The organism is Shewanella sp. 5_MG-2023 (genome assembly GCF_030547465.1).
Classification (GTDB): Bacteria; Pseudomonadota; Gammaproteobacteria; order Enterobacterales; family Shewanellaceae; genus Shewanella.
Genome location: NZ_JAUORC010000038.1, coordinates 13243 through 37038, shown reverse-complemented (window position 1 = coordinate 37038; position 23796 = coordinate 13243). Strand labels below are relative to the sequence as shown.

General features: G+C 43.5%; 14 protein-coding genes. 1 reads left to right on the top strand and 13 read right to left on the bottom strand.

What is annotated here, in order from left to right:
- Positions 1–408: 408 nt before the first annotated feature.
- The 3 genes from galE to Q4557_RS18200 are packed head-to-tail and all read right to left on the bottom strand — an operon-like array spanning position 409 to position 3698.
- Positions 409–1473 carry a UDP-glucose 4-epimerase GalE gene (gene galE / locus Q4557_RS18210; protein WP_102520043.1) on the bottom strand — a complete coding sequence of 355 codons (1065 nt, stop codon included), beginning with the start codon at positions 1471–1473 and terminating at the stop codon, positions 409–411.
- 8 nt (positions 1474–1481) lie between these two features.
- Positions 1482–2633, bottom strand: coding sequence for a galactokinase (gene galK / locus Q4557_RS18205; protein WP_102520044.1), 1152 nt, complete (start codon positions 2631–2633; stop codon positions 1482–1484).
- A 15-nt stretch (positions 2634–2648) separates the two neighbouring features.
- A complete protein-coding gene (locus Q4557_RS18200) occupies positions 2649–3698 on the bottom strand; it encodes a UDP-glucose--hexose-1-phosphate uridylyltransferase (protein ID WP_102520045.1) in 1050 nt (349 codons plus the stop codon).
- A 139-nt stretch (positions 3699–3837) separates the two neighbouring features.
- Between Q4557_RS18200 and Q4557_RS18195 the strand changes: the two genes are divergently transcribed.
- Positions 3838–6015 (top strand): multiheme c-type cytochrome, encoded by a 2178-nt coding sequence (locus tag Q4557_RS18195; protein WP_102520046.1) that lies wholly within the window; start codon positions 3838–3840, stop codon positions 6013–6015.
- 252 nt (positions 6016–6267) lie between these two features.
- On the opposite strand, the gene Q4557_RS18190 is transcribed toward Q4557_RS18195, so the two are convergent.
- The 10 genes from Q4557_RS18190 to Q4557_RS18145 all read right to left on the bottom strand — a co-directional run bounded on the left by Q4557_RS18190 (position 6268) and on the right by Q4557_RS18145 (position 23758).
- Entirely contained in the window at positions 6268–8154 is a 1887-nt protein-coding gene (locus tag Q4557_RS18190; RefSeq protein WP_102520047.1) for a CRTAC1 family protein, read from the bottom strand.
- A gap of 70 nt (positions 8155–8224) precedes the next feature.
- The gene (locus Q4557_RS18185; protein ID WP_102520048.1) at positions 8225–9670 is read right to left on the bottom strand and encodes a family 16 glycosylhydrolase; all 1446 of its coding nucleotides are present in this window, start codon (positions 9668–9670) and stop codon (positions 8225–8227) included.
- Between the two features lie 60 nt (positions 9671–9730).
- Positions 9731–11521, bottom strand: coding sequence for an Ig-like domain-containing protein (locus tag Q4557_RS18180; RefSeq protein ID WP_102520049.1), 1791 nt, complete (start codon positions 11519–11521; stop codon positions 9731–9733).
- A gap of 64 nt (positions 11522–11585) precedes the next feature.
- The gene (locus Q4557_RS18175; protein ID WP_102520050.1) at positions 11586–15302 is read right to left on the bottom strand and encodes a TonB-dependent receptor; all 3717 of its coding nucleotides are present in this window, start codon (positions 15300–15302) and stop codon (positions 11586–11588) included.
- A 134-nt stretch (positions 15303–15436) separates the two neighbouring features.
- A complete protein-coding gene (locus Q4557_RS18170; RefSeq protein ID WP_102520051.1) occupies positions 15437–16837 on the bottom strand; it encodes a sulfatase-like hydrolase/transferase in 1401 nt (466 codons plus the stop codon).
- 9 nt (positions 16838–16846) lie between these two features.
- A complete protein-coding gene (locus Q4557_RS18165; protein WP_102520052.1) occupies positions 16847–18274 on the bottom strand; it encodes an aldehyde dehydrogenase family protein in 1428 nt (475 codons plus the stop codon).
- 1 nt (position 18275) lies between these two features.
- Complete coding sequence (locus Q4557_RS18160; RefSeq protein WP_102520053.1) at positions 18276–19427, bottom strand: mandelate racemase/muconate lactonizing enzyme family protein; 1152 nt, start codon at positions 19425–19427, stop codon at positions 18276–18278.
- Positions 19428–19723: 296 nt separating this feature from the next.
- Positions 19724–21163 carry a sulfatase gene (locus tag Q4557_RS18155; RefSeq protein ID WP_102520054.1) on the bottom strand — a complete coding sequence of 480 codons (1440 nt, stop codon included), beginning with the start codon at positions 21161–21163 and terminating at the stop codon, positions 19724–19726.
- Positions 21164–21185: 22 nt separating this feature from the next.
- The gene (locus tag Q4557_RS18150) at positions 21186–22754 is read right to left on the bottom strand and encodes a sulfatase-like hydrolase/transferase (RefSeq protein ID WP_102520055.1); all 1569 of its coding nucleotides are present in this window, start codon (positions 22752–22754) and stop codon (positions 21186–21188) included.
- Positions 22755–23023: 269 nt separating this feature from the next.
- Complete coding sequence (locus tag Q4557_RS18145; protein WP_102520056.1) at positions 23024–23758, bottom strand: FadR/GntR family transcriptional regulator; 735 nt, start codon at positions 23756–23758, stop codon at positions 23024–23026.
- Positions 23759–23796: the final 38 nt, after the last annotated feature.

The following is a 23796-nucleotide window of genomic DNA, read 5'->3' as shown; positions in this document are numbered from 1 at the left end:
CATGTGATTCTCCATTTGGTTTAGTGTAAATGGAAAACTCTATTTAAAACATTCTGATTTTAAGGGAGGGTTACACCAATAACTTTAAAGAAGTAGTATTTAATAAAGTAAACTTCCACTCTCTTGCGCAAAAAATCTCGCCCTTTCATATATCCTTTCGCGGACTTTTGGAAATCCAACAAAAAGCCCGTTTATTACGAAACGGGCTTTTAAAAATTCAAGTTTAGTGGTGCAGAAGGGGAGACTTTAACCTACACGAGCATCACGCCTCCTCAAGAAAGCTTAATCATCTTCTTTATTACAGAAACTTAGCCGTAAACAACTGTAATTTATTAAAATTACAGTCAGCAAAAGACTGAGTATAAATCATTACCAGACATCTGAGTTAGCAACCATTTCTGGTCTACCTTATTGCATCTTGTGCGGCTTCTGCTCAGACTGGCTTTGTTCGCAGCGAAAACCCGCAGGATTTTGTGAACGCCAACGCCAGGTGTCTTGCATCATGTCATTTAAGGACTTTCGTGAAACCCAATTCAGTATTTGCTCTGCTTTTGTTGCATCAGCCCAAAAACCCGGTAAATCGCCCGCCCTTTTAGGTGCGATTTCATAGTTAACGACCTGCCCAGTGGCAAGCTCAAACCCCTTGACAATATCCAGTACCGACAGCGGTTGACCACTCCCTAGGTTAAACGCTTCAAAACCACCATGTTGCTGCTCAGCCAACCAACTTACCGCCTTTAGGTGCCCTTGGGCTAAATCCGATACATGAATATAGTCACGTAAACAGGTGCCATCCTTTGTTGGGTAGTCATCACCAAATATCGATAGCTTGTCTCGCTTACCAATCGCAACCTGCTCAACAAAAGGCATCAAGTTGTTTGGAATACCATTCGGGTCTTCACCAATCAACCCACTTTCATCGGCGCCTATCGGGTTAAAGTACCTTAAACTTGCCACATGAAAATCACGGTTAGCATGACAATAGTCCATCAATATTTGCTCAACCATTGCTTTGGTCTTGCCATAGGGACTGCTGGGGGTACCGATGGGCTGGGTTTCGACATATGGCGGCTTATTTGCTTCGCCATAGACAGTCGCGGATGAACTAAACACTAAGTGGTTAACTTGCGCAGAGCACATGGCCTGAAGTAATGACAGTGTGCCCTCTACATTGTTTCGATAGTAGGCTAATGGATCAGTCACAGACTCCCCCACAGCCTTGAGCCCAGCAAAGTGAATAACCGCATCTATCTGGTGGGTGGCAAACACACGTTTCAACGCTTCCTGGTGCAAAATATCTAACTCAATAAACGTCACCCGTTGCTGAGTTAACTGCTCTACTCGCTCCAGTGCCACCTTAGAGGAGTTTGATAAGTCATCAATGACGACAACAGAGTAACCCGCATTAAGTAAGGCCAATACGGTGTGGCTACCTATATACCCAGCGCCGCCCGTCACTAAAATATGACTCATGATTTTCCTTAAACAAGTGAGACGCCATCAACCGGCTGACTAATATAAACACTCTCTTTCAACCCGGTTTTTTGCTGATACGTTAGCTCAATCTCTTTGAGCACCGCATCAACCATGTCATGGGGCACCAAAGCGATAATACAACCACCAAAACCACCGCCAGTCATTCTTACGCCGCCTCTATTTCCTATCACTGAGTCCACCGTTTCAACTAGATAGTCAATCTCAGGTGTGGTGATTTCAAATAAATCTCGCATCGAGGCATGACTTTGCGCCATCAGCTGACTGATGGTTTCCACATCCCCTTCATCGAGTGCCTTCATTGCATCCAAAGTGCGCTGATTTTCATAAATGACGTGCTCTGCTCGCTGTGCGACTAATGGGTCTAAACCCTGTTTACTTGACTCAAATTGAGCCACAGACACATCCCTTAAATGCGAAACCCCAAAGTAGCTGGCAGCTTGCTCACATTGCTGACGACGCACATTGTATTCACTGTCAACTAATCCCCGCTTTACATTCGAGTTCACTTTAATCAGTGCTAAATGATGAGGGATTGAGACGGGGGTCAGCGCCAGGCTACGGCAATCAATACCCATCGCGCGGTTTTCTTGACCACTCGCTGAGATAAGCTGGTCCATGATGCCGCAAGCACAGCCGACAAAATTATTTTCAGCAGCCTGGCTAATGAGTGCAACATCTTGTTTAGACAGCCCCAGCTGGCAATATTGGTCAAACGCATAGGTGATACCGACTTCCAGTGAAGCCGATGAACTCAGCCCCGCCCCTTGAGGCACATTGCCAGTAACCATAATATTGGCCCCTTTTAACGGAAGCTCGCGCTTTTGTAATTCACTCACCACCCCTCTGATATAGTTTGCCCATTGCTGAGTATCATGGGACACCATCGGCGCACTAAGAGAAAAACTATCTTCTTCCCCCTGATAATCAAGCGCGACCACATGCACGAGATTATCGTCTCGAGGAGACAATGCCACCAACGTGGAATAGTCAATCGCACAGGGCAATACAAAGCCATCATTATAATCCGTGTGCTCACCAATTAAGTTCACTCGCCCTGGTGCTTTTACAATCAGAGCCGGCTTTTCAGCGTACCTACGCTCAAAATCCGATGTCAGTTTTTCTAATAATTCCATCATATTTCCTAGAGAGACTTAGCTGTGTTGTACTTTGTAATGCACACTCGACAATGCCGCGAGTCGCTGCGCGGCCTGCTCAGGGGTAATATCGCGTTGAGCTTCTGCGAGCATTTCATACCCCACCATAAATTTCTTCACGGTCGCACTGCGCAATAAAGGTGGGAAAAAGTGAGCATGTAATTGCCATTCAGGGTGTGCACTATCATCATAAGGGGCACCGTGCCAGCCCATTGAATATGGGAATGAGCACTGGAACAAATTATCGTATTTGGCTGTTATCTCTCTTAATATTGCGGCCAGCGTCGACTTTTGCTTTACCGACAACTCTGTCATACGGGTTACCGCAAATTTAGGCAGTAAAAGCGTTTCAAACGGCCAGGCTGCCCAAAAAGGGACAACAACAATCCAGTCATCATTTTCAACAACAGTGCGAGTACCGTCTTTGGCTTCACGTTGCGCGTAATCAATGAGCAAGTTGCTATCATTTTTTGCCAGGTATTCACTCAAACTTTGCTGCTTTTTCTCGATTTGAGAAGGCAAGTGATTTTGCGCCCATATTTGTCCGTGTGGATGTGGATTAGAGCAGCCCATCACAGCGCCCTTGTTTTCAAAAACTTGTACCCACTGATATTGACGCGACAACTCCTGGCATTGTGTTTGCCAGGTATCAACCACAGCTTCCACTGCTTCTTGTGACAGCTCAGGTAAAGAGCGACTATGGTCGGGTGAAAAGCAAATCACGCGACTCTCACCTTGCTCCGCTTTCATGCGAAACAAAGGGTCGTCTTGCTCGAACTCAGGCGTGTGTTCATTTAAGGCGGCAAAGTCATTTTTAAATACAAACGTGCTTTGATAATTTGGGTTTCTGACTCCATTCACCCTTGTATTGCCTTTGCACAAAAAACAAGTTTCATCATACGATGGTTTTGAAGCCGTATCCGGCGCCTCTTCTTGCCCCTGCCAAGGACGCTTTGCGCGATGTGGAGAAACTAATACCCATTCTTTTATCAATGGGTTATAACGTCGATGTGGGTGCTCAGTGGCATCGAATGTAGTAGATTTCACTCTTTCATCTCACTATAATAAACATCATATGTTTAACGAACATAAATCTTTTACATTTCAATCGCAAGTAAATTGCTCAATAATCACTGAATAATTTTACATTTTATTAACCGGTAACTCGTGATAAAGAGAAGGTAAATTGAACAAGTTTATATGTTGCTTACTGAGTTGTGCTGCTCTGCTCGTCATATCATCATACGGCGTAGCGACCCCAATCAACTGTATTGAATGCCATCAAGCCCAGGTTGCCAACTGGCAACTTTCAGATCACGCAAAAGCTATGGCTATAGCCACTGACGATACTGTGCTAGCGGACTTTAATGGGTCTACTTTTGAACACTTTAGCCAAAGTGCAAGGTTTTATACCAAAGACAATAGCTATTTTATTGAGTATACCCAGGGCAAACTGACACAGCATTACCAAGTACAATTTACCTTTGGTCACTTTCCACTTCAGCAATACCTCATCAGAATAGAAAAAGGTAGAGTTCAACTTTTCCCATTCGCGTGGGATAGCCGATCTAAACAAGAAGGAGGACAACGTTGGTTCGCTAATTATGCAACTGAAGACATTTATAGTAACGACAGATTACACTGGCTTCAGCCGATGCAAAATTGGAATGGTATGTGTGCTGACTGCCACTCTTCTGGCTTAAAACGGAATTACAACGCAACACAAAATAGCTTTTCGTCTCAATGGAATGAAATAAACGTCGGTTGTCAGTCTTGTCACCAGAAGGTCACCCCTGAGCATAGTCAATCAGCTTCTGAGACAGCTCAAAACAATAACCAGGCAGAACCACTAGCCCATCAAGTACAGCAGGGATACTGGCAACGCCAAGGGGATGCTAAAACGGCCAGCTGGCACGGTCCCGCCCGCGACAATGAGTTTATGGATACTTGTTACTCATGTCATTCATTGCGAGAACCACTTACAGACGGCTTCACACCAGGTAAAGCTTTTTTAGACCAATTTAGCCCTACATTACTTGCTCAACCGCTATACCATGCTGATGGGCAGATAAAAGAGGAAGTGTATGTTTATGGTTCATTCAAACAAAGCAAAATGCACCAGGCTGGCGTTAATTGCTTAGATTGTCACGACGCACATACAATGAAAGTTAAAGCTCAAGGCAATGCGCTATGCCTGCAGTGCCACAGTAGTCAAGATTATCATCAACCAGAGCATCTTAATCACGACGTTGATAGTCCTGGTGGCCTCTGTGTTAACTGCCATATGCCAACCACAAGGTATATGGGAGTGGATGACAGGCGTGACCACAGCTTTAAAATACCTAGCCCAGCTTTAACTATCGAATACGGCACGCCCAACGCATGCGAGCAATGCCATACTGATGTGCCTTCTGAATGGCTTGCTGAACAAGTCGTAAAACTTTGGGGTGGGCAAAACAATGCGACTGAAAGTCAGCAAGCCTATATAGCATTACAAACCCATTCGCAGCTGCCAATTGAACGGCATTTAATGCTTGCTAATGATAAACAGTTATCTGAAATTAAACGTGCAAGTGCCATTGCATTATTACCAAACTCTACCCAGCAACTAGATAATAAAACGATTCAGGAGTGGGTCACATCACCTTTACCATTAGTTAGACTTGCTACAGCAAAAATAGGCTTTCTTTTGCCGATTAAAGAGCGCCAAAAAAGTTATAGCTCATTATTAACTGATCAGTACAAAGCTATCCGAGTCGCTGCAGTGCAACATATGATTGCGTTGGAAGATGATACAAATCTTGCATTTAAACGCGCATTCAAAGAACTACTGGAGATGAACAAAACAAACCTGTGGCGAGGAGAAGGAGGGCTTAACACCAGCCTGATACACTTAAAGTTAAATCAAGTACCTCAAGCTGTTAAAGCATTGAAACATGCGATTAATGTTGATCCCTATTTCGACGCATCATACATTAATCTGGCTGAAATTTACCGTTCAAATAATGATATCGATAGCGAACACAGCATCTTCATGCAAGGGATCAAAGCTAACCCAAACTCGGCCATATTGAACTACAGTTTTGCCCTAGCCCTAGTGAGAAATGCACAAAAACCACTTGCATTAAGTTACTTCAGTAAAGCCAAAACATTAGCACCTGACAACATACAATTTGCATATGCTTTCTGGTTAGCGCTCGATGAACAAGGAAAAACAGCTCAAGCACTGACCGAGCTAAAAAGTGAAATTCAGCACTACCGAAATAATCCGCAACTCATTGAGTTAGGTATGTATTTCGCTCAGAAGGTACAGGATGCAAATAGCTTCAGATATCTGCGAAATTTGCGCATTCAAGCTAATTAAGCTATCGACGAATGTCGCACTTATTAGCTGATAATTAGGGCCAGTTGATCTTTCAAGGTTGTTTTTGCAGCGAATTGTTGTTCATTAGTACAAGGCGACGACTTTGATGTGTGGTTGTTCCACATGATAAGTCGTTAACGCAGTAAAAGTGACAACACATATAGTAGAAAGGGGAAGCCCACTTTAGCATGAGTTTCCCCCTCCCCATAAATTACTTACAGAGTAATGAAACCAAGTTAGCTCTCACTGAACTCACATTGAAATGGCTCTTTCATTTGCTTTTACCTTGCTGGCTTTTGTTTCGCCATTAGTCCATTTCACGCTTACTTGATAGTCGTCGCTACATGAACCAATACCGAACAATAGTTGATGATTAAAACTCATAGAATAGTTAGCACCATTTGAACCAATGCGACGAACCTGGCTTACATTACAAGCTGAGACTGTCACTAACGCCCCCAATGCCGAGGCTTTTTGATTAGGGCTTAATCCCACGTTGACCTGAACATGACCGTTATTAGCAGGCAAAGTGCCTTGATTTCGGTATAGATGCCACATCCCTCTCTCATGACCCGTAACAACGTCTAGTTGGCCATCATTGTCATAGTCGAGTACCTCACCGCTCATTCCGGTTGCACCTAGCTCGGTTGAAAAAACGCCGCTATTTTCTAGCTTTTCAAATACTCGACTTTGTCCATTTGCTGAATGATTCATATACATCAGCGCATTATTAGCACTAATTAAATTACCACGACGAAAAACCAATACATCGCTGAAACCATTATTATCAAAATCTCCAATCGTGACGCCGGTTGAATGCTCTGTATCAATCAGCCCCACTTTCGCAGACACATCAATGAACTTACCATTTTGATTCTCTAATAATAGATCACTTAACCCCTCAGGCTTTGCAGATGTTTTATAGTCTTCAACCCCATGAACCACGCCAGAGAACGGTGCGAATACGTTGCCCGCTAAACGCCACTTATTATTGCCCACATAACCGATATAAACACCTGACGAGTCACTAATATCATCAGGGAAGCCCAATGCATCGCTACTCACAAGCTCAATCGTTCTGCCTGAATGGGTTTCCCCTTTATAGGGGTACTTGTAACCGGGCTCTGCAATATAAGGCAGTTTTTCTGGCCAGGGAGATTGATAGTTTTCAATCAGTAATGTGTCACCAATATTAAAGTCGTCAAACTGAAACGGTCCTCGTTTAGTGTAAAAACCTAACCGCTTGGTTTTCTTGTCGAAAAAAACGTCTCCTTTTTCAAATGGCAGACCACGGGTAAATAAAAGATCAAAGTCACCGTCGTTGTCGTAATCGATTTCCGCTATCGCGGTGACATTATGCAATGCATTAGGTAGTACCTGCTTAGTCACATCTTCATAGTCAAAATGCTCTCTCCCTTGATACACTTTGACGGCACCATGACCATAGAGCAGAATATCTGGTATATGATCCTGATTAATATCCGTCACCAGCGTTTTCTGACCATCGCCATGCACACTGGGCAATGTTGAGCGAATAACCATTTCGCCCTTACCTATATTTTCGTAGATATAATTTTCGCTTAGGTTCTGTTCACGCATTTTTCGGTCAGGAAAGGCAAAGTTGAGTAGGTCCAGATCGCCATCATTATCCAGATCAACTAATTTCACCGTTCGGCCACGCATTGATGCCAGTGGCTCCTTAAGCTCTTTCCATTCAACGAGTTGACGCTGTTTATTAACCGAGTAAATTTTGGCATTTCTAGCGTTACTACCAGAGCCACCACCTCGAGATATGATTAATTCCAATTGACCGTCGAAATTTAAGTCGCCAACAGACACCCCATGAAGATCGCCCATTAAAATGTCATATGGAAAGGCTAACTTTCCCTCATTGTTCCACATGACTCTAAGGCCGTAGCCATGGTCATTTATCAAAATATCCAGGTACCCATCTTGGTCCAGATCAGAAATCGTTGGCGCATCCCAGCCTTTTCGGTTTTTAGCGTCTTTATTGAAAATCGCCTCTCCTTGCTCTAAAAAGGCACTACTCTGCCGCTCCAGCTCTATACGCTCAGTCTGACTAGCGCACGCTGACAACATCATCAACGATGCTATTGCGGCATAAGGGTTATACTTCATGGCTCCATCCTGTAATTTCAGAAGATACGCAAAAGCAGTTCATCAAAAGATGAACTGCGGTAAATCATTATTATTGCTTCACAATTTCAATATCATCGAGATATACAAAACCCTCAGTAGAGGCAGTTTTGTCAAACACAATCCGTAAACGGTCTTGCGCCAAAGAGGCTTTACTTCGATTTAATGGAATACCAATGGTTGACCATTTACCCTTAGGTAACAGATTTAAATCTAAGGACTGTGTAACTAGCCAAGGTGCTTCAGTAATAAATTTAAGTTTTGGCAAAGAGGAAGAATCAGGAACCCAAATACTGACATTAATTCGATAATTTCCTTCATCTAATTGCAGCGAGCCATTAGGAGAAAATGCAGTATAAACACCTTTATCTGGCGCAGATAAGTCTAGCGCCAAGCTTTTTCGCCCCGTAACAAAGATATTGTCGGCAAAGTCGGTGACCTTTAAATATGGCGCAACCTTATCTGTCATAAACCAGTCTTTTGCCACGCTATTACGCGACTTTGGTTTGTGATAAGCATCAGTTATCAACGGTCCTTCAAAGCCAAAAAAAGCACGATCAATTAAACTGTCATCAGCTTGCTGCCAAACTCGTACATATTCCACTTCAAAATCTGCTGGCAAGTCATGCTCTACTGGTATTCCATGCCAAGGAAAGACTTCTGAATCGAACCATAATTCCATTGGGTTATTCAGAACCCAGCGGTCACCTAGCTCGGCCTGAGTGGCGTGATGAACTAACTCACCGTTGAAAAACATCTTTAAACCATCAGGAAGCCATTGCACTCCATATGTATAAAAGTGTTCGGCTGTTCTACCCGGTACAGGGTGCGGGTGCTTCCAAACCTTGTTTTTCTTTGGATGACCAGGGCGCCAATCATGAATTGAGGTCACAAAGGTAGTTTCAGGGTTTTTGCTGCCAGTTTTCACTTCACCAATTAACTCAAAGATATCTAGCTCTTGCTGAAAGCCAGTGCCCCAAAAAGCCCCTGTCATTGCTGCATCAGGGATTTTAACTTTGACTTCCATGTAGCCATAAAGGAAAGTGTTGTGGCTAATAAGCGCACCTGTTGTGATGTTCTCGTATCGAGAGACTTCTTGTTTTTTTGGAGGCTTGCCGACAAATGGATAGTCCGGCTCCCATTGGGTTCTAATTTTTAACTTACCGTCTTCAACAAACACATTATGAGGTGCAAACTGAGAAGGAGCTCTACCTTTCCAGATATAGAACTCCTTGTTGGTGCCCTGGATATACCATTTTTGGGTATCAATAGAGCCTGCTTCAAACTCATCGCTAAGTTGCTGGTTCAACTTCCAACCTGCTTGGTTTTCAGGGTCTGATAAAGGCGATAGATTAGAGACTGCAAGGATTGATTTATACTCGCCAGCAACAACCGCCGCTTGTTTGTCGTCTCCACCTTTGGTTGCCTCACACCCAAGCAATACCAACAGAAACATAATAGGCAGCAGAGGATAGTTAACTATTTTTTTTATTTTCATGACAAAATCTCTTTAAAAAAGCCACCGTAAAGGTGGCTTTTGTACAAGGCTGTTAGGGAATTAATTAGAAATGTTATCAGTGCGAATAACTGAGTAATCATCTAATAGAATCGATTGACCTTCAGGTAAGCCATATACCTCCCAAAGCGTAAAGACGTCAGTCACAATACTCCAGGTTGCTGGAATCGCCCATTCTTGACTTTCTGACTTATCGTTGACGAACTCGACGTATTGCCACTCTGTCGTTGCTGCAAGCTCAGCAGTAAATATGCCCGCTTCGCCAAAGCGACCAGGAAACCCAGCTGCGCCATCAGGAATGCCTTCGTAATTCCAGGCCACGATGACTTGTCGTAGAGTAATAGGCTCAACCGGTGCAGTCTCAAGTTTTACCCAAACCGCATACTTATAGGTTTTCCCTATCGACTCAGCTCCGCGGCCATAGTTCGCGCTATACCAGTTACGTTGTTTGTTCCAGACTTGTTGCGCCCCCCAAGAATACGGCTGTCCATTTTCATCAACCGCGCTACCAGCAGTAAGCTTAACTGATGCTAAAGAGCCGGAAATGGTCTCTGTTGACGTACCATAAATTGCATTACCACCATAAGGAGCGGTAACACCGTCCATGTCAAAGTCGATATTAAAGCCTGCTGCATGCTCTGACACACCTGGTTCACACATCTCATTAGTGACAACGTTTAGCTCAATAGATTTTCCAGCAACATCAGCAATAGGTGTTGCACCCGTATCGCCAGAGATTATTTCTACAGTGACGTCTGACGCCACGTTTGTATTACTGCCAACATCAAAGACACCAACACCACCAAAGCCATTGCTCACATTCTGGACGTAAGATACATCTGGTGAATTTGAACTACTCCAGTCATAGTCATAACCACCTGTGAGTGTATGGTTTATAACCGACGGCTCAACTTTCACGCCGGCGGCGACGCAAGAGCCAACCATTTTTTCACCAGTAGGAGCACCCAACTCATCAACTTCACCATTAGCAATAGCGATACTGAACGCCGCGGTCACAGTGACATCAGCGCTGCCTTGAGCTTGAGGGTTATCGACACTCGTTGCCGTAATACTTGTTTGACCTGTACTTGTACCTGTCACCAAACCATCTTCATCCACCGTGGCAACTGATGTATCGGCAACAGTATAAGTTAGCGCCGAATTACAGGCATAAGATGGAACAGTCGAGGCGATAACACTCGCTTGCCCACCAGCAGGTAGCTCTAGGGCAGCAACATTCACATCGGTGACCGGATCATCAATAGCGTGCATGACCAACTGCAAAGTTTGCATTGGTAACGACTCACCCGCTTTCAATCGATAGCCATTATCGATAGTGAAACTAATGTCATAAGTCACCATTTTAGGGAAATCAGGGTTACCATCACCGATTGGATTACCATCTTCATCAACATCACCCGTCTCATCGGTGTCGTCACACATTCTCAATGCTTCTGCAAACGCATCAGTATCAATAATGAGCTGAGTTGTATCTTCCGATAATGTAAACGGAGAGATGGTGTGTGTCGGTATGGTATTAGATGGACCTTGAGGTGTCTGAAAGTTGTTTTGTGCCTCAAACTCTAACTGACTTACATTGATGCGCCTGCCCACACTTGATAGCGGTTGGTCACCAACCATCGCACCTTCTATAAGATTTACAGTTTGAATGCCAGATTCCTCTTCAAAACTGGCGCTCAGACCATTAATTGAAAAAGTTATTTGAGTATCACTACCAAACTCTGGGTTATAGCCTTCGTCAGTACCACATGCTGAAAGAGCTAGTATTACGAGAGTCGTTAGCGTTGTTTTTTCCAGTAAGTTATTTTTCATCTTACTTCTCCAAGCTTTATTACCGGCCAAGCTATGGCCGGTTCATGATTTAAATGACGAAAGGTTAAAATGAGCCACGAATACCTAATCGGAATTGACGTCCCGTTTTCCATACCGCAGCAGTCCGCGATGTGGTGACGTCATTTTCCAGAGCATTACCCTCATCCATCACAACCTCTTGTGAATTAGGGTCAAAGGCATTACGTGTGAACGAACTGGTGTAGTAGGTTCTGTTTGTGTCGTCAGTTAAGTTAAGTGCTTGGAATGTAATACTTAAGTTTTTAGTAATGTCATAACTAGAACTAAAATCTAGACGGCTAGTAGACTCTTGCCATGTTGCTCCACCCACAAGACCTCGGTTTACTAGTTGCTCATCGTTAAAGCGATGCGCTAAACGAAGTTGTATACCATTTTTCTCCCAGTAAACTGTCGTGTTGACAGAGTGCTTAGGTGTATAAGGCTGTGGCAGTGGCTTCAAAAATATATCAGTAGCACCAATACGCTGAGCCTCAGACTCTGACTCCTGGAAGGTGTAGTTCATACTCAGACCTAAACCAGATAATAGACCTGGTAAAAAGTCATAGTTTTGGCTATATGCAAGCTCAAGGCCTTTGATATCAGCACCTTTACCATTAGTTACCGTACTTACGTTGGCCACATCACATTCAATTTTCCATTGGTCAAAGAAGCCTGCAACTTGACGCAGTGGCATACAGTCATCTTCATCACCCGGCGTACGATTTTCGTCAAAAGGCAGCAATAAGTCAGCACTTTCTAAATCATACTCTTCACGGACATCCTTATAGTGATACGGCACGATGACTGTTTCTTCAAAATCAGACATATCTTTATAGAACAAGGCCGCTGAGAACATACCTGATTCGTTAAAATACCACTCATAAGATAAATCGATGTTATTAGACTGCAGCGGTTTCAATTGTGCATTACCAGCAGAACCACTAGCTGTATCCCATTGTTGCTCAAAAATTTGAGTGCGTGGGTTTAGTGAGTCAAAGCGCGGACGAGTCATGGTACGACTAACAGCAAAGCGACCAATCATTTCTTCATTAATGGCGTAATTGAGGTTTAAGCTCGGCAACCACATATCATGTGAGCCTTTATTCGTTACCCATGCAATGCGATCTTGTACTTCAGTACCGCTGCCCATCGGACCAGTGAATGCCGTAGTACGATCAATGAATGGCCAAATTTGCCCATTACTCGCAAAGTGTGCCCATGCGTTAGCAGATGTCGGCACTAGGTTACCATTGCTATCGTAAATCATTCCCGGTAAGGCATTATTAGTGATAATGTTACCGTCAGCGTCAGTCCAAACTAAACGGTTAACATCAGGCCCGACTAGCCCATCAGCACCGGGTATCACCCACTGACCTGTAGCAGGGTCATATGGGAAGGTTTCGTCATTACTGCGGTTGTACCCGTGAGTCAACTGCCATGCCCAACAATTTTGTAAATCAGCCTCATTAGCTGGTGCGTAACGGTGGTCAGGAACGCCATCAGGGTTCGTCCCCATTACTGCTCCAGGACAAGCATCTAAATTCATGTTACCCAGCCCACGTTCAACCAATAAGTTATATGGGTCTAGCATTTGAGGGAAACGGATAAAGTTGATTCCACCTACACCTGTAGCTTCAGTATCATCTCGGATATAACGGACACCTAAATTACCCGTTAAACGACCTTCCATGAGTTCAAAATTAGCTTTGAAATAGGCTGCTTTAGTTTCAGTTTCGATTTCACGTGATCCTGAAATGGTTTCTCGAATACCTACCTGACCAGAATCTTTACCAGAGACGATTTCTAGGGCTTTTTCTGCATCCATCATCGGCCAACCACCGAAGAAATCAGCGCCTCTATCACCCTGAATGTCTTCGCCGTAGTTATCATATGGGAATGCATCGCCTGACAGAATGTCTGCAAGACGAATGGTTCCTAAACCGCGAACTTCGAATTCAGCATCAGGGTCTTCCAAATCGATCAGATCTTCACCATTAGTTGTGGCACGGTTTTGAATGCTGACATCTTTGTTTCTTTTCGACCACTTGGCACCAAACTCAATCGAAGTGATGTACTCATTATCCAAGTCATAATTAAAGTCTAAAAATAACGATTTATTAGTATCTTCCAACTCATTCTTACGCAACACTAAACTACCTAAGTGGTTGTGCTGCATATCAAAAGGAGTGAATCGACTGTAAACGTTATTGGAAGTGCCATCAAAGACATCAAATTGAGCGGGAGTCATCCCTGTAGAGTATCCACAATCAGCACCAGAAGAACAATCGTAGCCAACCATTTCGAATGCGTCATGATTCATATTCTCTACAATCTGACGCCCTGCAGTACCCCAAGTTGCGGTGCTAATCGAAATGAAGCGATCATCTTCATTATCATCTGGCGTTTCATCTGTTGTTTGTGAGAAGCCCGCTTTTAAATTCATATTCAAGCGGTCTGTGATTTGATAATCGAAATTTAATGAAGCGACATTGGTATCAACTTCACGCAAACCATAAGCACGATTGAAATTACCTGAAGTTGAACGGCTGCTAGAACGTGCCAATGTGTTAGTCGATAAATCAACGCCATTTAGTGCAGTATTGTCATCCCCTGGATGCATCAATGGTGTAACCGGTGAGAAATTTAATCGTAAGGTATGATTATCGGTCAAAATATCTTGCTGGGTATGGGTTACATCCAATTGAATATCGAGATTATCCATCGGTTGATACTGTAGACCGGTAGAAATCGAAAAACGATCACGCTCATCAGTATTCATTGAGAAGTCGACAACTTCTCTAGCTAATACAAAGAGATCACCTTCATGAAGCTTTTGGGTATCAGGGTCATAATTTATTAGAGAATCCATAGGGTTCAATAATGGATTACCATCATCACCGTAAATTAGATTACCTTCTTCATCTCTCTGGTAACCCAACACTCGAATTGGCATACCACTTTGAATATCGTGTGCGGTTCGACCACTTCCTGCCTCTAAATCAGCGATTGGAATTGCGCCATTAGCCCAATCAGTATTGATTCGGTCTTGGCGAGTTTTTTGAGTATCTCTAGATGCGGTAATAACAAAGCCGAATGTGTCATCAAAGTATTTATCAGCAAAACTAAAGTTAAGTCGCGAATCTGCCTCATCTGAAAATTCATTGTATCGCCCTTCAACAGTAAATGAGCGACGAGGTTCGCTAAGGCCTAATGGTTTAACTGTTCGTAATACAACATTAGCACCTAGCGAGCCTTCATCCTGATCTGCTGATGCCGTTTTTATCACGTCAATTGAAGAAAGAATATCTGAAGAGAAAGAACTTAAGTCAACACTATTATCATTGGTCGCAGCAGAGTTGGAGCCATCGGTACTTAAACCACCGGTTAATGCCACACCGTTCATAGAAATTTGGTTTAATGATGGTCCTGCACCACGTACTGAAATCCGGGTTCCCTCTCCCCCTTCTTCTTGTACAGTGACACCTGTTACTCGTGATAGTGCATCTGCAATATTTTGGTCAGTGGATTTACCCACATCTTCTGCGTAAATCGAATCAGATACGCTTTCAGAATACCTTTTTGCATTTGCCGCCTTACGCAGACTGCTGCGTAAACCTCGCACTTTAATCACTTCAATGTTTTCAGTTTCTTCAGCCTTAGCATTTTCAGCCTTTTCATCTTGTTCTTCAGCATAAATTGGCATGGCAAATAATCCAGCCAAAATCGCTGAAGATACAGCTGATAATTTGAATATGTGACTCATTATAGTCCCCCGGTTTTTTTCCTTATCAGGCTGACAACATAGAGAAGTCGCCCAACTATTTTATATTTACCCGGTACTGCTAGATAAACGTTTATAAGTGAATGAATTCAAAGCGATACCACACGCCCCCAATGTTACTTACGGTGGTATCTATCCATTCGTTCAATGTCATAATTTTCAAACTTTCGCTTCAGTAACCACCGCGGTCTTTCTAACGTTGATTCCCAATCGAAAAGGGTTTTGAACATCGCCTTGACCCGTTCAGGTTCACTCGCGGCGAGGTCATTCAGCTCTTGCTGGTCATTTGGTAAGTAATAAAGTTGTGCAGGACGATCAGGGAAACGCATTAGTTTCCAGTCGCCAACTCGAATAGCTGCTCGTACATCTTTTTTCCAGTACAAGGTATGATGAGGACGTGCTTTATTGTCCCCCGCGATATAGGGCAGTAAGTTGACCCCATCAATATTTGACAACTCAGTTATTTGGCCATCAGCTGCGGCATAAAAGGTAGGTAATAAATCAAGTAAGCTAACTGGATAATCGTATTGTGAACCGGCTGCAAACTTACTTGGCCAAGAGGCCACAAAAGGTACGCGAATTCCACCTTCAAGGTGGTTTGATTTACTGCCACTTAATGGTGAGTTGTCTGATGCATTACGATCTGTTGGTCCACCATTATCATTGGTAAACACAACAAGTGTATTGTCTGCGACTCCAAGCTCTTTAAGCTTATCGATAATCTTGCCTGACGCCCTGTCTAGCGCTAAGGTCATCGCGGCTACCGTTTTACGGTCTCCCGTTAGTGATGGGAATTGAGCAAGATCCTCTTCGGTTGCATCCATTGGCGTATGAACAGCATTGAACGAAACAAAAGCGAAAAATGGCTTATTTGCTTTAACGCTTTTTTCAATAAATGCGTTAGTTTCACTGGCTAGCACATCAGTTAGATAACCTTGATGCTCTTTCAATACACCAAAGTTTCTCTCCATAAGGTCCAGCTTGCTAGGAGGCGTTTTAACACTGTCATAAGCAAAATAGCTGCGCGCGCCACCTCTAAACCCATAGTATTCATCAAAGCCACGCTTTAGAGGGTGGAACCTATCAGCGCCTCCCAAATGCCACTTGCCATAGAACGCAGTGCTATAGCCTTGGCGCTTTAAATGATCAGCAATGGTTTTTTCTGATAAGGGAATCCCCATCTCACTACCATCATGAGCTGAGTTTTCACTCATGAAACCAGGCACATTGTTCTCTTCGAAACCAAACCTTTGCTGATAACGCCCCGTCATCAAACCTGCTCTCGAAGGCCCACAGGTAGGGTCTGATACATATGCTTGAGTAAATTTAACACCATTAGCGGCTAATGCATCCAGATTAGGTGTTTGCATGACACTACTACCTTGAAAGCCAAAGTCGGCATAACCGGCATCATCAGCAAATAACAAAACGATATTTGGCTTTTCTTCAGCGCTACTCACCATTTGTGAAAAACAACACAGCCCCAGCAGCATCAAAGCAGCAGTTAATTTACTCATTTTTTTGACCTAATTATTTATAAGAATGGAAACACGTTTATTGGTTAGGTATTCATGTAAACTGTACTTAGAACAGTCCTTGCCGACTCCGCTTTGCTTGAGCCCACCATGAGGCAATTGCACACCGTAATGCACTTCATTTATGCAAACGCTACCGGCATCAATTTCCTCAGCGGCGGTCATCGCTCGTTGGAGGTTGGTGGTATACACATAGGCAGCAAGCCCAAGATCACAATCATTGGACATAGAAATAACGTCATCTGAATCGCCAAAAGGAATAACAGCTAGTACAGGGCCAAAGATTTCATCACAAGTCAGCGCCATTTTATCGGTGCAGTCAGCCAAAATTGTTGGCTGTAGATAAAAGCCACTTTTGCCTTCTGGTATACCACCACCCATGACAACCTTGGCACCTTGAGCTACCGTGTTTTCGATAGAGGCCAAGATACGCTGGCGCTCTTTGTCACTCATTAGAGGTCCCATGATCCGGCCTTCTTCACGCCCAACTCCCAGGCGAATGCCTTGGGCATGTTGTTTGGCTTTTTCAATAAACTGGGTATAAACGGATTCATGAACAAAACAGCGGTTCGGTGATACACATACCTGGCCGCTATTAGCAAACTTTAAATCAATAATGTCAGTGACGGCTTTGTCTAGCTCGGCATCGTCATAAACAATCACTGGCGCATTGCCACCTAACTCAACCGAGAAATGTTTAACGCTGGTACAAGCCGTCTGCATTGCTCTCACGCCAGCAGAGGTGGAACCAATCATGGTGAATAGCGCAGGCGTTTTGCTAGTAAGGAGTGGATTAGTCACATCATAATTGTTACTTGAGATGACATTAATAACACCAGAAGGAAACCCTGCTTCAAGTGCTAATTCTGCACATCGCAGTGTCGCTAATGGTGTAACCTGTGAAGGCTTAATAATACCGGTGCAACCTGACGCCAAAATTGGCGCCACTTTATAACCGAAGTTCAATAGAGGGAAGTTCCAGGCAAGATAGCCCACCACTACACCTAATGATTGTCGTTTGATAAAGTGATGAAAACGACCATCTGGGTCTTGAATCACAGGCTGATCAATTCGCTTCATTTCTTCAACAAAGAAACGCAAACAAGTCACTAACATACCAAAGTCATATTCAGCATTATCAACTGGTTTGCCAGTTTCACTTATTAAAATATCAACGATTTCATCTTTATTTGACTCTAGAATGTCAACATAGCGCAAGATCAATTCTTCGCGGGTTGCCAACGATGTTTTAGACCAGGTTTTAAAACTTTCAGAAGCCGCTTTTAGGCAATCTTGAACCTGCATAGGATCAATATCTGGAACCTGCGCAATAACTTCTCCAGTATCTGGATTTACTACATCAAACTGCTGTTGAGAGCTAACTAGTTCGCCGTTTATTAACATTGAATATTGAGTCATACTATTTTGTTTCCGTTGATAAAACTGTGAAATGAGATAAAGCATTTTCATCAATTTCTACACCAAGTCCAGCCTCTGTCGGCACATTAGCCTCACCCTGGTGTACTTCTACGTTTACTTTAAAAAGCTCATCCCTCAATGGGTTCTCTGTCCGGTCATACTCAAGCAGTAACGGCTTAGCTTCGCCTCTACCTGGTTCTGAATAACTTGTCGCAAGAAAATGCGTAGCAGCAGCTAGGTTAAGTTGTGTTCCCCATACGTGTGGGATCATGTTGATACCGTTTGCTGACGCTAGGTTGCGAATTTTTATCGCTTCACTTGGTCCACCGCAGTACGCAAGATCGGCCTGCACTAACTGCACCCCACCTTGACGAATAAGCTGATTGAATCCGTAGCGAGTCTGCTCGCATTCTCCAGTGGCAATCGCAACGCGAGTTTGAGCTTGCAACTGCTTAAATAAATTTGGATGCTCTGGCGATAACGGTTCTTCAAACCACTCGTAACAGTTATCTTCAAGCACTTTGGCTATATAAGCAGCCTCTTGTAAGTCATACGCATGATTAGAATCAGCTGCTAAAACCATATCTGGCATTGCTTGTCGCATCGCGACAATTAACTTCTTATCAAATGCCACATTCTTACCGATCTTAATCTTCATCGCTTTAAAGCCACTAGCGGCATGGGTTAATGCTTCCTCAACTAACGTGGCAATCAAACTTTCTTCAGCCATATCTTGAAAATACATGCCGGTTGCATAACAAGGGACCTTTGCTCTAGAACGTCCTCCCATTAGCTCACTGACACTCAGCCCTAACGCTTTACCTTTCAAGTCCCATAACGCCATATCAATACCAGACATGCCTGCCATCATTACGCCAGAGCGAGCAAAATCCAAAGATGAGCGCCACATGAAATGCCATAAACGCTCTGTTGCTATAGCGTCTTCATTAATCAGGCGAGGGGCGTAAAACTTTTCTACACAAGCTTGAATAACAGCAGCAGGGCCATAGCACTCGCCCCATCCCGATAAGCCGCTATCAGTAATAACTTCAACCAGAAGCACATTACGTTCTGAGTATGACCACTGTGAAAAACCAAATGGTTTATCTAGTTCACTACGTACATGATGCGTTTTTATGCATGTTATTTTCATACTGAATTCCTGCTAGATAAGGGAGTAACCTACAAATCAGCCCAAATCATACCTAATTGCTTATACTAACTATTTAAACATATGATGTTTAAGATCGCAACACGAGCGAAACAAAAAAATAACAAATGTTCAATCCAAGGGAGTTCATGCAAAGGGAGGGGAATATGTCTAACGACAGACTGTACTGCTAGTCGCTATTCACCGCGACTACCTGTATTGATTTTCTGAAGTGCAAAATGAGAAATAAAAAAGCAGCGCAATTGCGCTGCTTGCAACGAAAATTGTTGCAAAGACCATCAGCCTGCAGGCGGTGGGAAGCTCTCATGAAATCGTGGCATAGATGCTTCTCGCCACTCAAAACCTTCTTTGTGAATATGAAACCACCTTGGCTGAGTGTGTGTCCAAGACCAGGCTTCCATCTCAGCTAGCATTTCTCGCAACACCATTGGGTATTGCTTACTAATATCTTTCGTTTCACCAGGATCTTTATCCACATCAAACAGCTGCCAACTACCCTTAGTGTTAATCGCTTTGAAGTTATCTTTTCGACCAGCTATCTCTGAATAACCTTTACGATGTCTAACGGCATAAATCATTTCTCCCTGCCTTGCAGGTTGCAATGATTTCACGGCCTGAAAGATATCTTTTCCATCAAGTTGTTTGGAGGGCGAAATTGGTGCGTTAGCAATGCTGGCAAAAGTAGGGAAGAAATCTAACGTAGTCACTGGGTGAGTATATGTTTCTCCGCTAGTAATCTGTTGTGGCCAGTGAAAGAACATAGGTGTGCGATAGCCACCTTCTGTAACATCTCCCTTTTTCCCCATCAAAGGGGAGTTACTGGCTCCTGTAGAGGGTTTTCCACCGTTGTCACTTAAAAATACAATCAAGGTATCTTCAAACTGTCCCGTTGCTTTTAAGCTATCTACAACCTGTTTCATTCCTCTGTCTACTGCATAAACCATTGCGGCATAGACTTGGCGTTTTCTGTCTTTAATATTAGAAAACTTCGCCATATCTTCAGCTTTTGCCTGCATAGGAGTATGCGGCGCATTGTATGCAAGATAGAGAAAGAAAGGTTGCTGAGGTTTTTTAGCGGCAGCTTCAATAAACTTAACCGCCTCACGAGAGAGTCCATCAGTTACATATTCGGTTTCATCCACCTCTACACCATTGCGTTCTAATGGGCGAAGGTATTGAAAAATATCATGTTCCAGCCCTTGATTAGCTTGCCTAGAGTACATTTCTGAAAACTTTTCAGGCAAATAATGGTGTCCACCATTTAAAAAACCATAAAACTCATCAAAGCCACGATTATTAGGATGATATGGTTCAGCTTGCCCGAGATGCCACTTACCTATAACACCAGTGTAATAGCCAGCGTCTTGCAAGACTTTACTAATAAATAACTCATCTGTCGGAACCCCTAATCCACCTGAGCGACTACTTGTAGGTAAGTTAAACTGTGCACCAAACTTATGAGGGTATCGGCCTGTCATCAAACCTGCTCGGCTTGGGCCGCAAAATGGATGAACATTATAAGCCGATGTAAATTTTGTTCCCCCTTCAGCAAGCGCATCTAAGCTAGGGGTTTGAATATCTGTAGCCCCATTAAACCCTACATCGGCATAACCTAGATCATCTGTAAGTACTAACAGAATATTAGGTCGAGACTCTGCAGCCATTAATGAGCAGGGACTCAGCAGGAGTATGCACAACGAAACAATTAACTTCTTCATGGTCAGATATTCCTTAATCTAATTATTGATTAGTAGCTGTTAAATAAGGTTTGGCATGATATTTAAGTTTGCTTACTGACGGGTCATCGACACGCTCAAGCTCAGACATTAAAAGTTCAACCATTTGCTTGCGTATCTGTCGATAGGCATTGTTTGTAATCACATTGGTGACTTCACCAGGATCTTTCTTTAAGTCATATAACTCATCACGGTTATCACCAGGATTCCAAACAAATTTGTACTCAGGCGTTCTCACTGCCCGAATACCGAACCATGCGCCGTTGTACCACTCGTAAGCATATAATGCGACATCCTGCAGACCGTTCTCAGCTTTATCTCCATGCATCATTAAAGGATATAGGTCATGACCATCTACATCGCCATCACTAGCTAGTCCCATTATATTGGCCAACGTCGGAGTAATATCCAATAGCGACACTTGTCGATGAATAGTCCGTGGAGCGAGGGTAGGCGCTTTGATTAACAATGGCATTCGCATCAGTTCATCGTAAGCGTATGGGCCTTTATCATATAAACGATGCTCACCTAACATGCTCCCTTGGTCGCCAAGTAAGACGATGTGTAAATCGTCATAAATCCCTTCTTCTTTGGCAGTTTGAATAAGCTCTCCAATCATTCGATCAACCATGGCGATAGCACCATAGTAAAAGCTGCGGGCTTTACGCCAGTCGGTATCAGTCATATGACCAACGTCATGCCAGGGCCACCAAACACCATCTTGTGCCAGTGGTTTATTAACTCTTTTAGCAAGGTGATTTTCAGGCAGCTGCAAGGTGCTTGGGTCATACATGCTGGCGTATGGCTCGGGTACTCGATAGGCAGGGTGAGGCTGATTAAAACTTATCACGCCAAAAAATGGCCTTTCATCTTTTGCCATTTGGCGCAGCATTTTCTTGCCAGCAGTGACTTTTTTGTATGCTTCAGTGTCTTTATAAGTTCCTTTTAAGGTTTTGTAGTACTCGTGTTTTTCGCCGTTTTCATCTAGCTTCCCCTCATAGTAACCTTGTACCTGAGGCACTTTGGCATAAGGGGTATATACACGACTAAATCGCTCTCTTGGCTCGTGCCCATGCGCTAAATCGATTTCCGCCCCTCGTAACTCCGTCCCTCTAGCACCTAAGTGCCACTTGCCTACATGCCCAACTAAATAACCTGCTTCAGATGCTCTACGTAATAAGCCACCCTCATTTAAATCCAGCTCGGCTAAACGAGTTGAATACAACTCAACATTGTCATCTAAACCGGTTTTATGCCCCCACCTTCCGGTATAAAAAGCCGCCCGAGATGGTGAGCAAAGTCCAGTTGTTGACATGGCATTATCAAATCGAGTCGATTCAGAGGCTAGTTGATCAATATTAGGTGTCGAAACTGGGCCGTTGCGATATGAAAACGAGTCAAAGCGCATATCATCAAACATCAATACCAACACGTTGGCGTTCGGTCGAACTGTCTGCTCTTTATCGGTAGCTGAGCAGATACAAGGGATAAGCGATAACAATACTGCACTAACCTTCAAAATATATCGTTTTGAGAAGTACGCACATATTCGACCGTTATTTGATGCTGACATTAACCCACTCCCGAAATTAAGGATAAATGAAGATGAGTATCGGACTCAAAATACCACTCAACACAAACTCACCACATACAATCTATGTAAACATATGATGTTTTATTACGCAACATAAATTTAACCTGGGCGCAAATAGTAGGAATAGGGTAGTGCGAAACATTAAAACCAAAAGCCTCTGAGCTATAAACTCAAGAAGCTTAAGCCAGATAGCGAACTATGCCGATTTAAAGATACAAAAAAGGCCTCAAAAGAGGCCTTTAAAAACGCTAAACATCAAAATTTTCTTTTAACCGCCTAATGGCATCATTTAGAAGTTTTTCCGTTAACATTTCAGCTTTATCAGCATCACCAGTCTTGACTGCGTCACAGACTTCGCGATGAAAAAGTACAGAGTCACTATTCTTTCTTGGGTCTTGATTAGTAATTCGTACACTGACTAATAATGCAGAATAGATCACTCCTTCCATCGCCGTTAAAAATTCGTTGTTAGCCGCCCGTAGCATGGCTTTATGAAACAGGGCATCAGCAACAATAAACTTCTCCACAGAGCCACTTTCTTGCTCCATTCGAATACAGGCATTTTCAAGTTCGGCAATATCTTCCGGTGTTGCACGTTCAGCAGCCCATCTCGCGGCTTTAGGCTCAAAAGCTAACCGAACATCCATTAATTGATTAATAAACTCAGCTCTTGGCGTGGCGGTAACATGCCAAGCAAGCACATCATCGTCCAAGAGTATCCACTCATTACGAGGGCGAACCTTTGTCCCAATCCCCCGACGAACATCTAATAAACCTTTTCCAACTAAGATTTTAACCGCATCTCGGATTACAACTCGACTCACTTGAAAACGGTCCGCTAACGCATTTTCATCGTCGAGCAAGGCCCCTGGCTCATAGGAGCCTGCCACGATTCTTCTGCCTAACTCCCTGGCTACCTGAACCGACAAGCTTGGTGTCATTTTTGCTGCGCGTTTTAAGTCGTAATATACTAATTCACTCATCGTGGCTGTCATTGTCCTTAAGTTCGTTGTTAAAATAA

Bases quoted from the DNA above. Each gene is read 5' to 3' on its own strand.
- galE (WP_102520043.1), bottom strand. From the start codon at position 1,473: ATGAGTCATATTTTAGTGACGGGCGGCGCTGGGTATATAGGTAGCCAC.
- galK (WP_102520044.1), bottom strand. From the start codon at position 2,633: ATGATGGAATTATTAGAAAAACTGACATCGGATTTTGAGCGTAGGTAC.
- Q4557_RS18190 (WP_102520047.1), bottom strand. From the start codon at position 8,154: ATGAAGTATAACCCTTATGCCGCAATAGCATCGTTGATGATGTTGTCA.
- Q4557_RS18185 (WP_102520048.1), bottom strand. From the start codon at position 9,670: ATGAAAATAAAAAAAATAGTTAACTATCCTCTGCTGCCTATTATGTTT.
- Q4557_RS18180 (WP_102520049.1), bottom strand. From the start codon at position 11,521: ATGAAAAATAACTTACTGGAAAAAACAACGCTAACGACTCTCGTAATA.
- Q4557_RS18175 (WP_102520050.1), bottom strand. From the start codon at position 15,302: ATGAGTCACATATTCAAATTATCAGCTGTATCTTCAGCGATTTTGGCT.
- Q4557_RS18170 (WP_102520051.1), bottom strand. From the start codon at position 16,837: ATGAGTAAATTAACTGCTGCTTTGATGCTGCTGGGGCTGTGTTGTTTT.
- Q4557_RS18165 (WP_102520052.1), bottom strand. From the start codon at position 18,274: ATGACTCAATATTCAATGTTAATAAACGGCGAACTAGTTAGCTCTCAA.
- Q4557_RS18160 (WP_102520053.1), bottom strand. From the start codon at position 19,427: ATGAAAATAACATGCATAAAAACGCATCATGTACGTAGTGAACTAGAT.
- Q4557_RS18155 (WP_102520054.1), bottom strand. From the start codon at position 21,163: ATGAAGAAGTTAATTGTTTCGTTGTGCATACTCCTGCTGAGTCCCTGC.
- Q4557_RS18150 (WP_102520055.1), bottom strand. From the start codon at position 22,754: ATGTCAGCATCAAATAACGGTCGAATATGTGCGTACTTCTCAAAACGA.
- Q4557_RS18145 (WP_102520056.1), bottom strand. From the start codon at position 23,758: ATGAGTGAATTAGTATATTACGACTTAAAACGCGCAGCAAAAATGACA.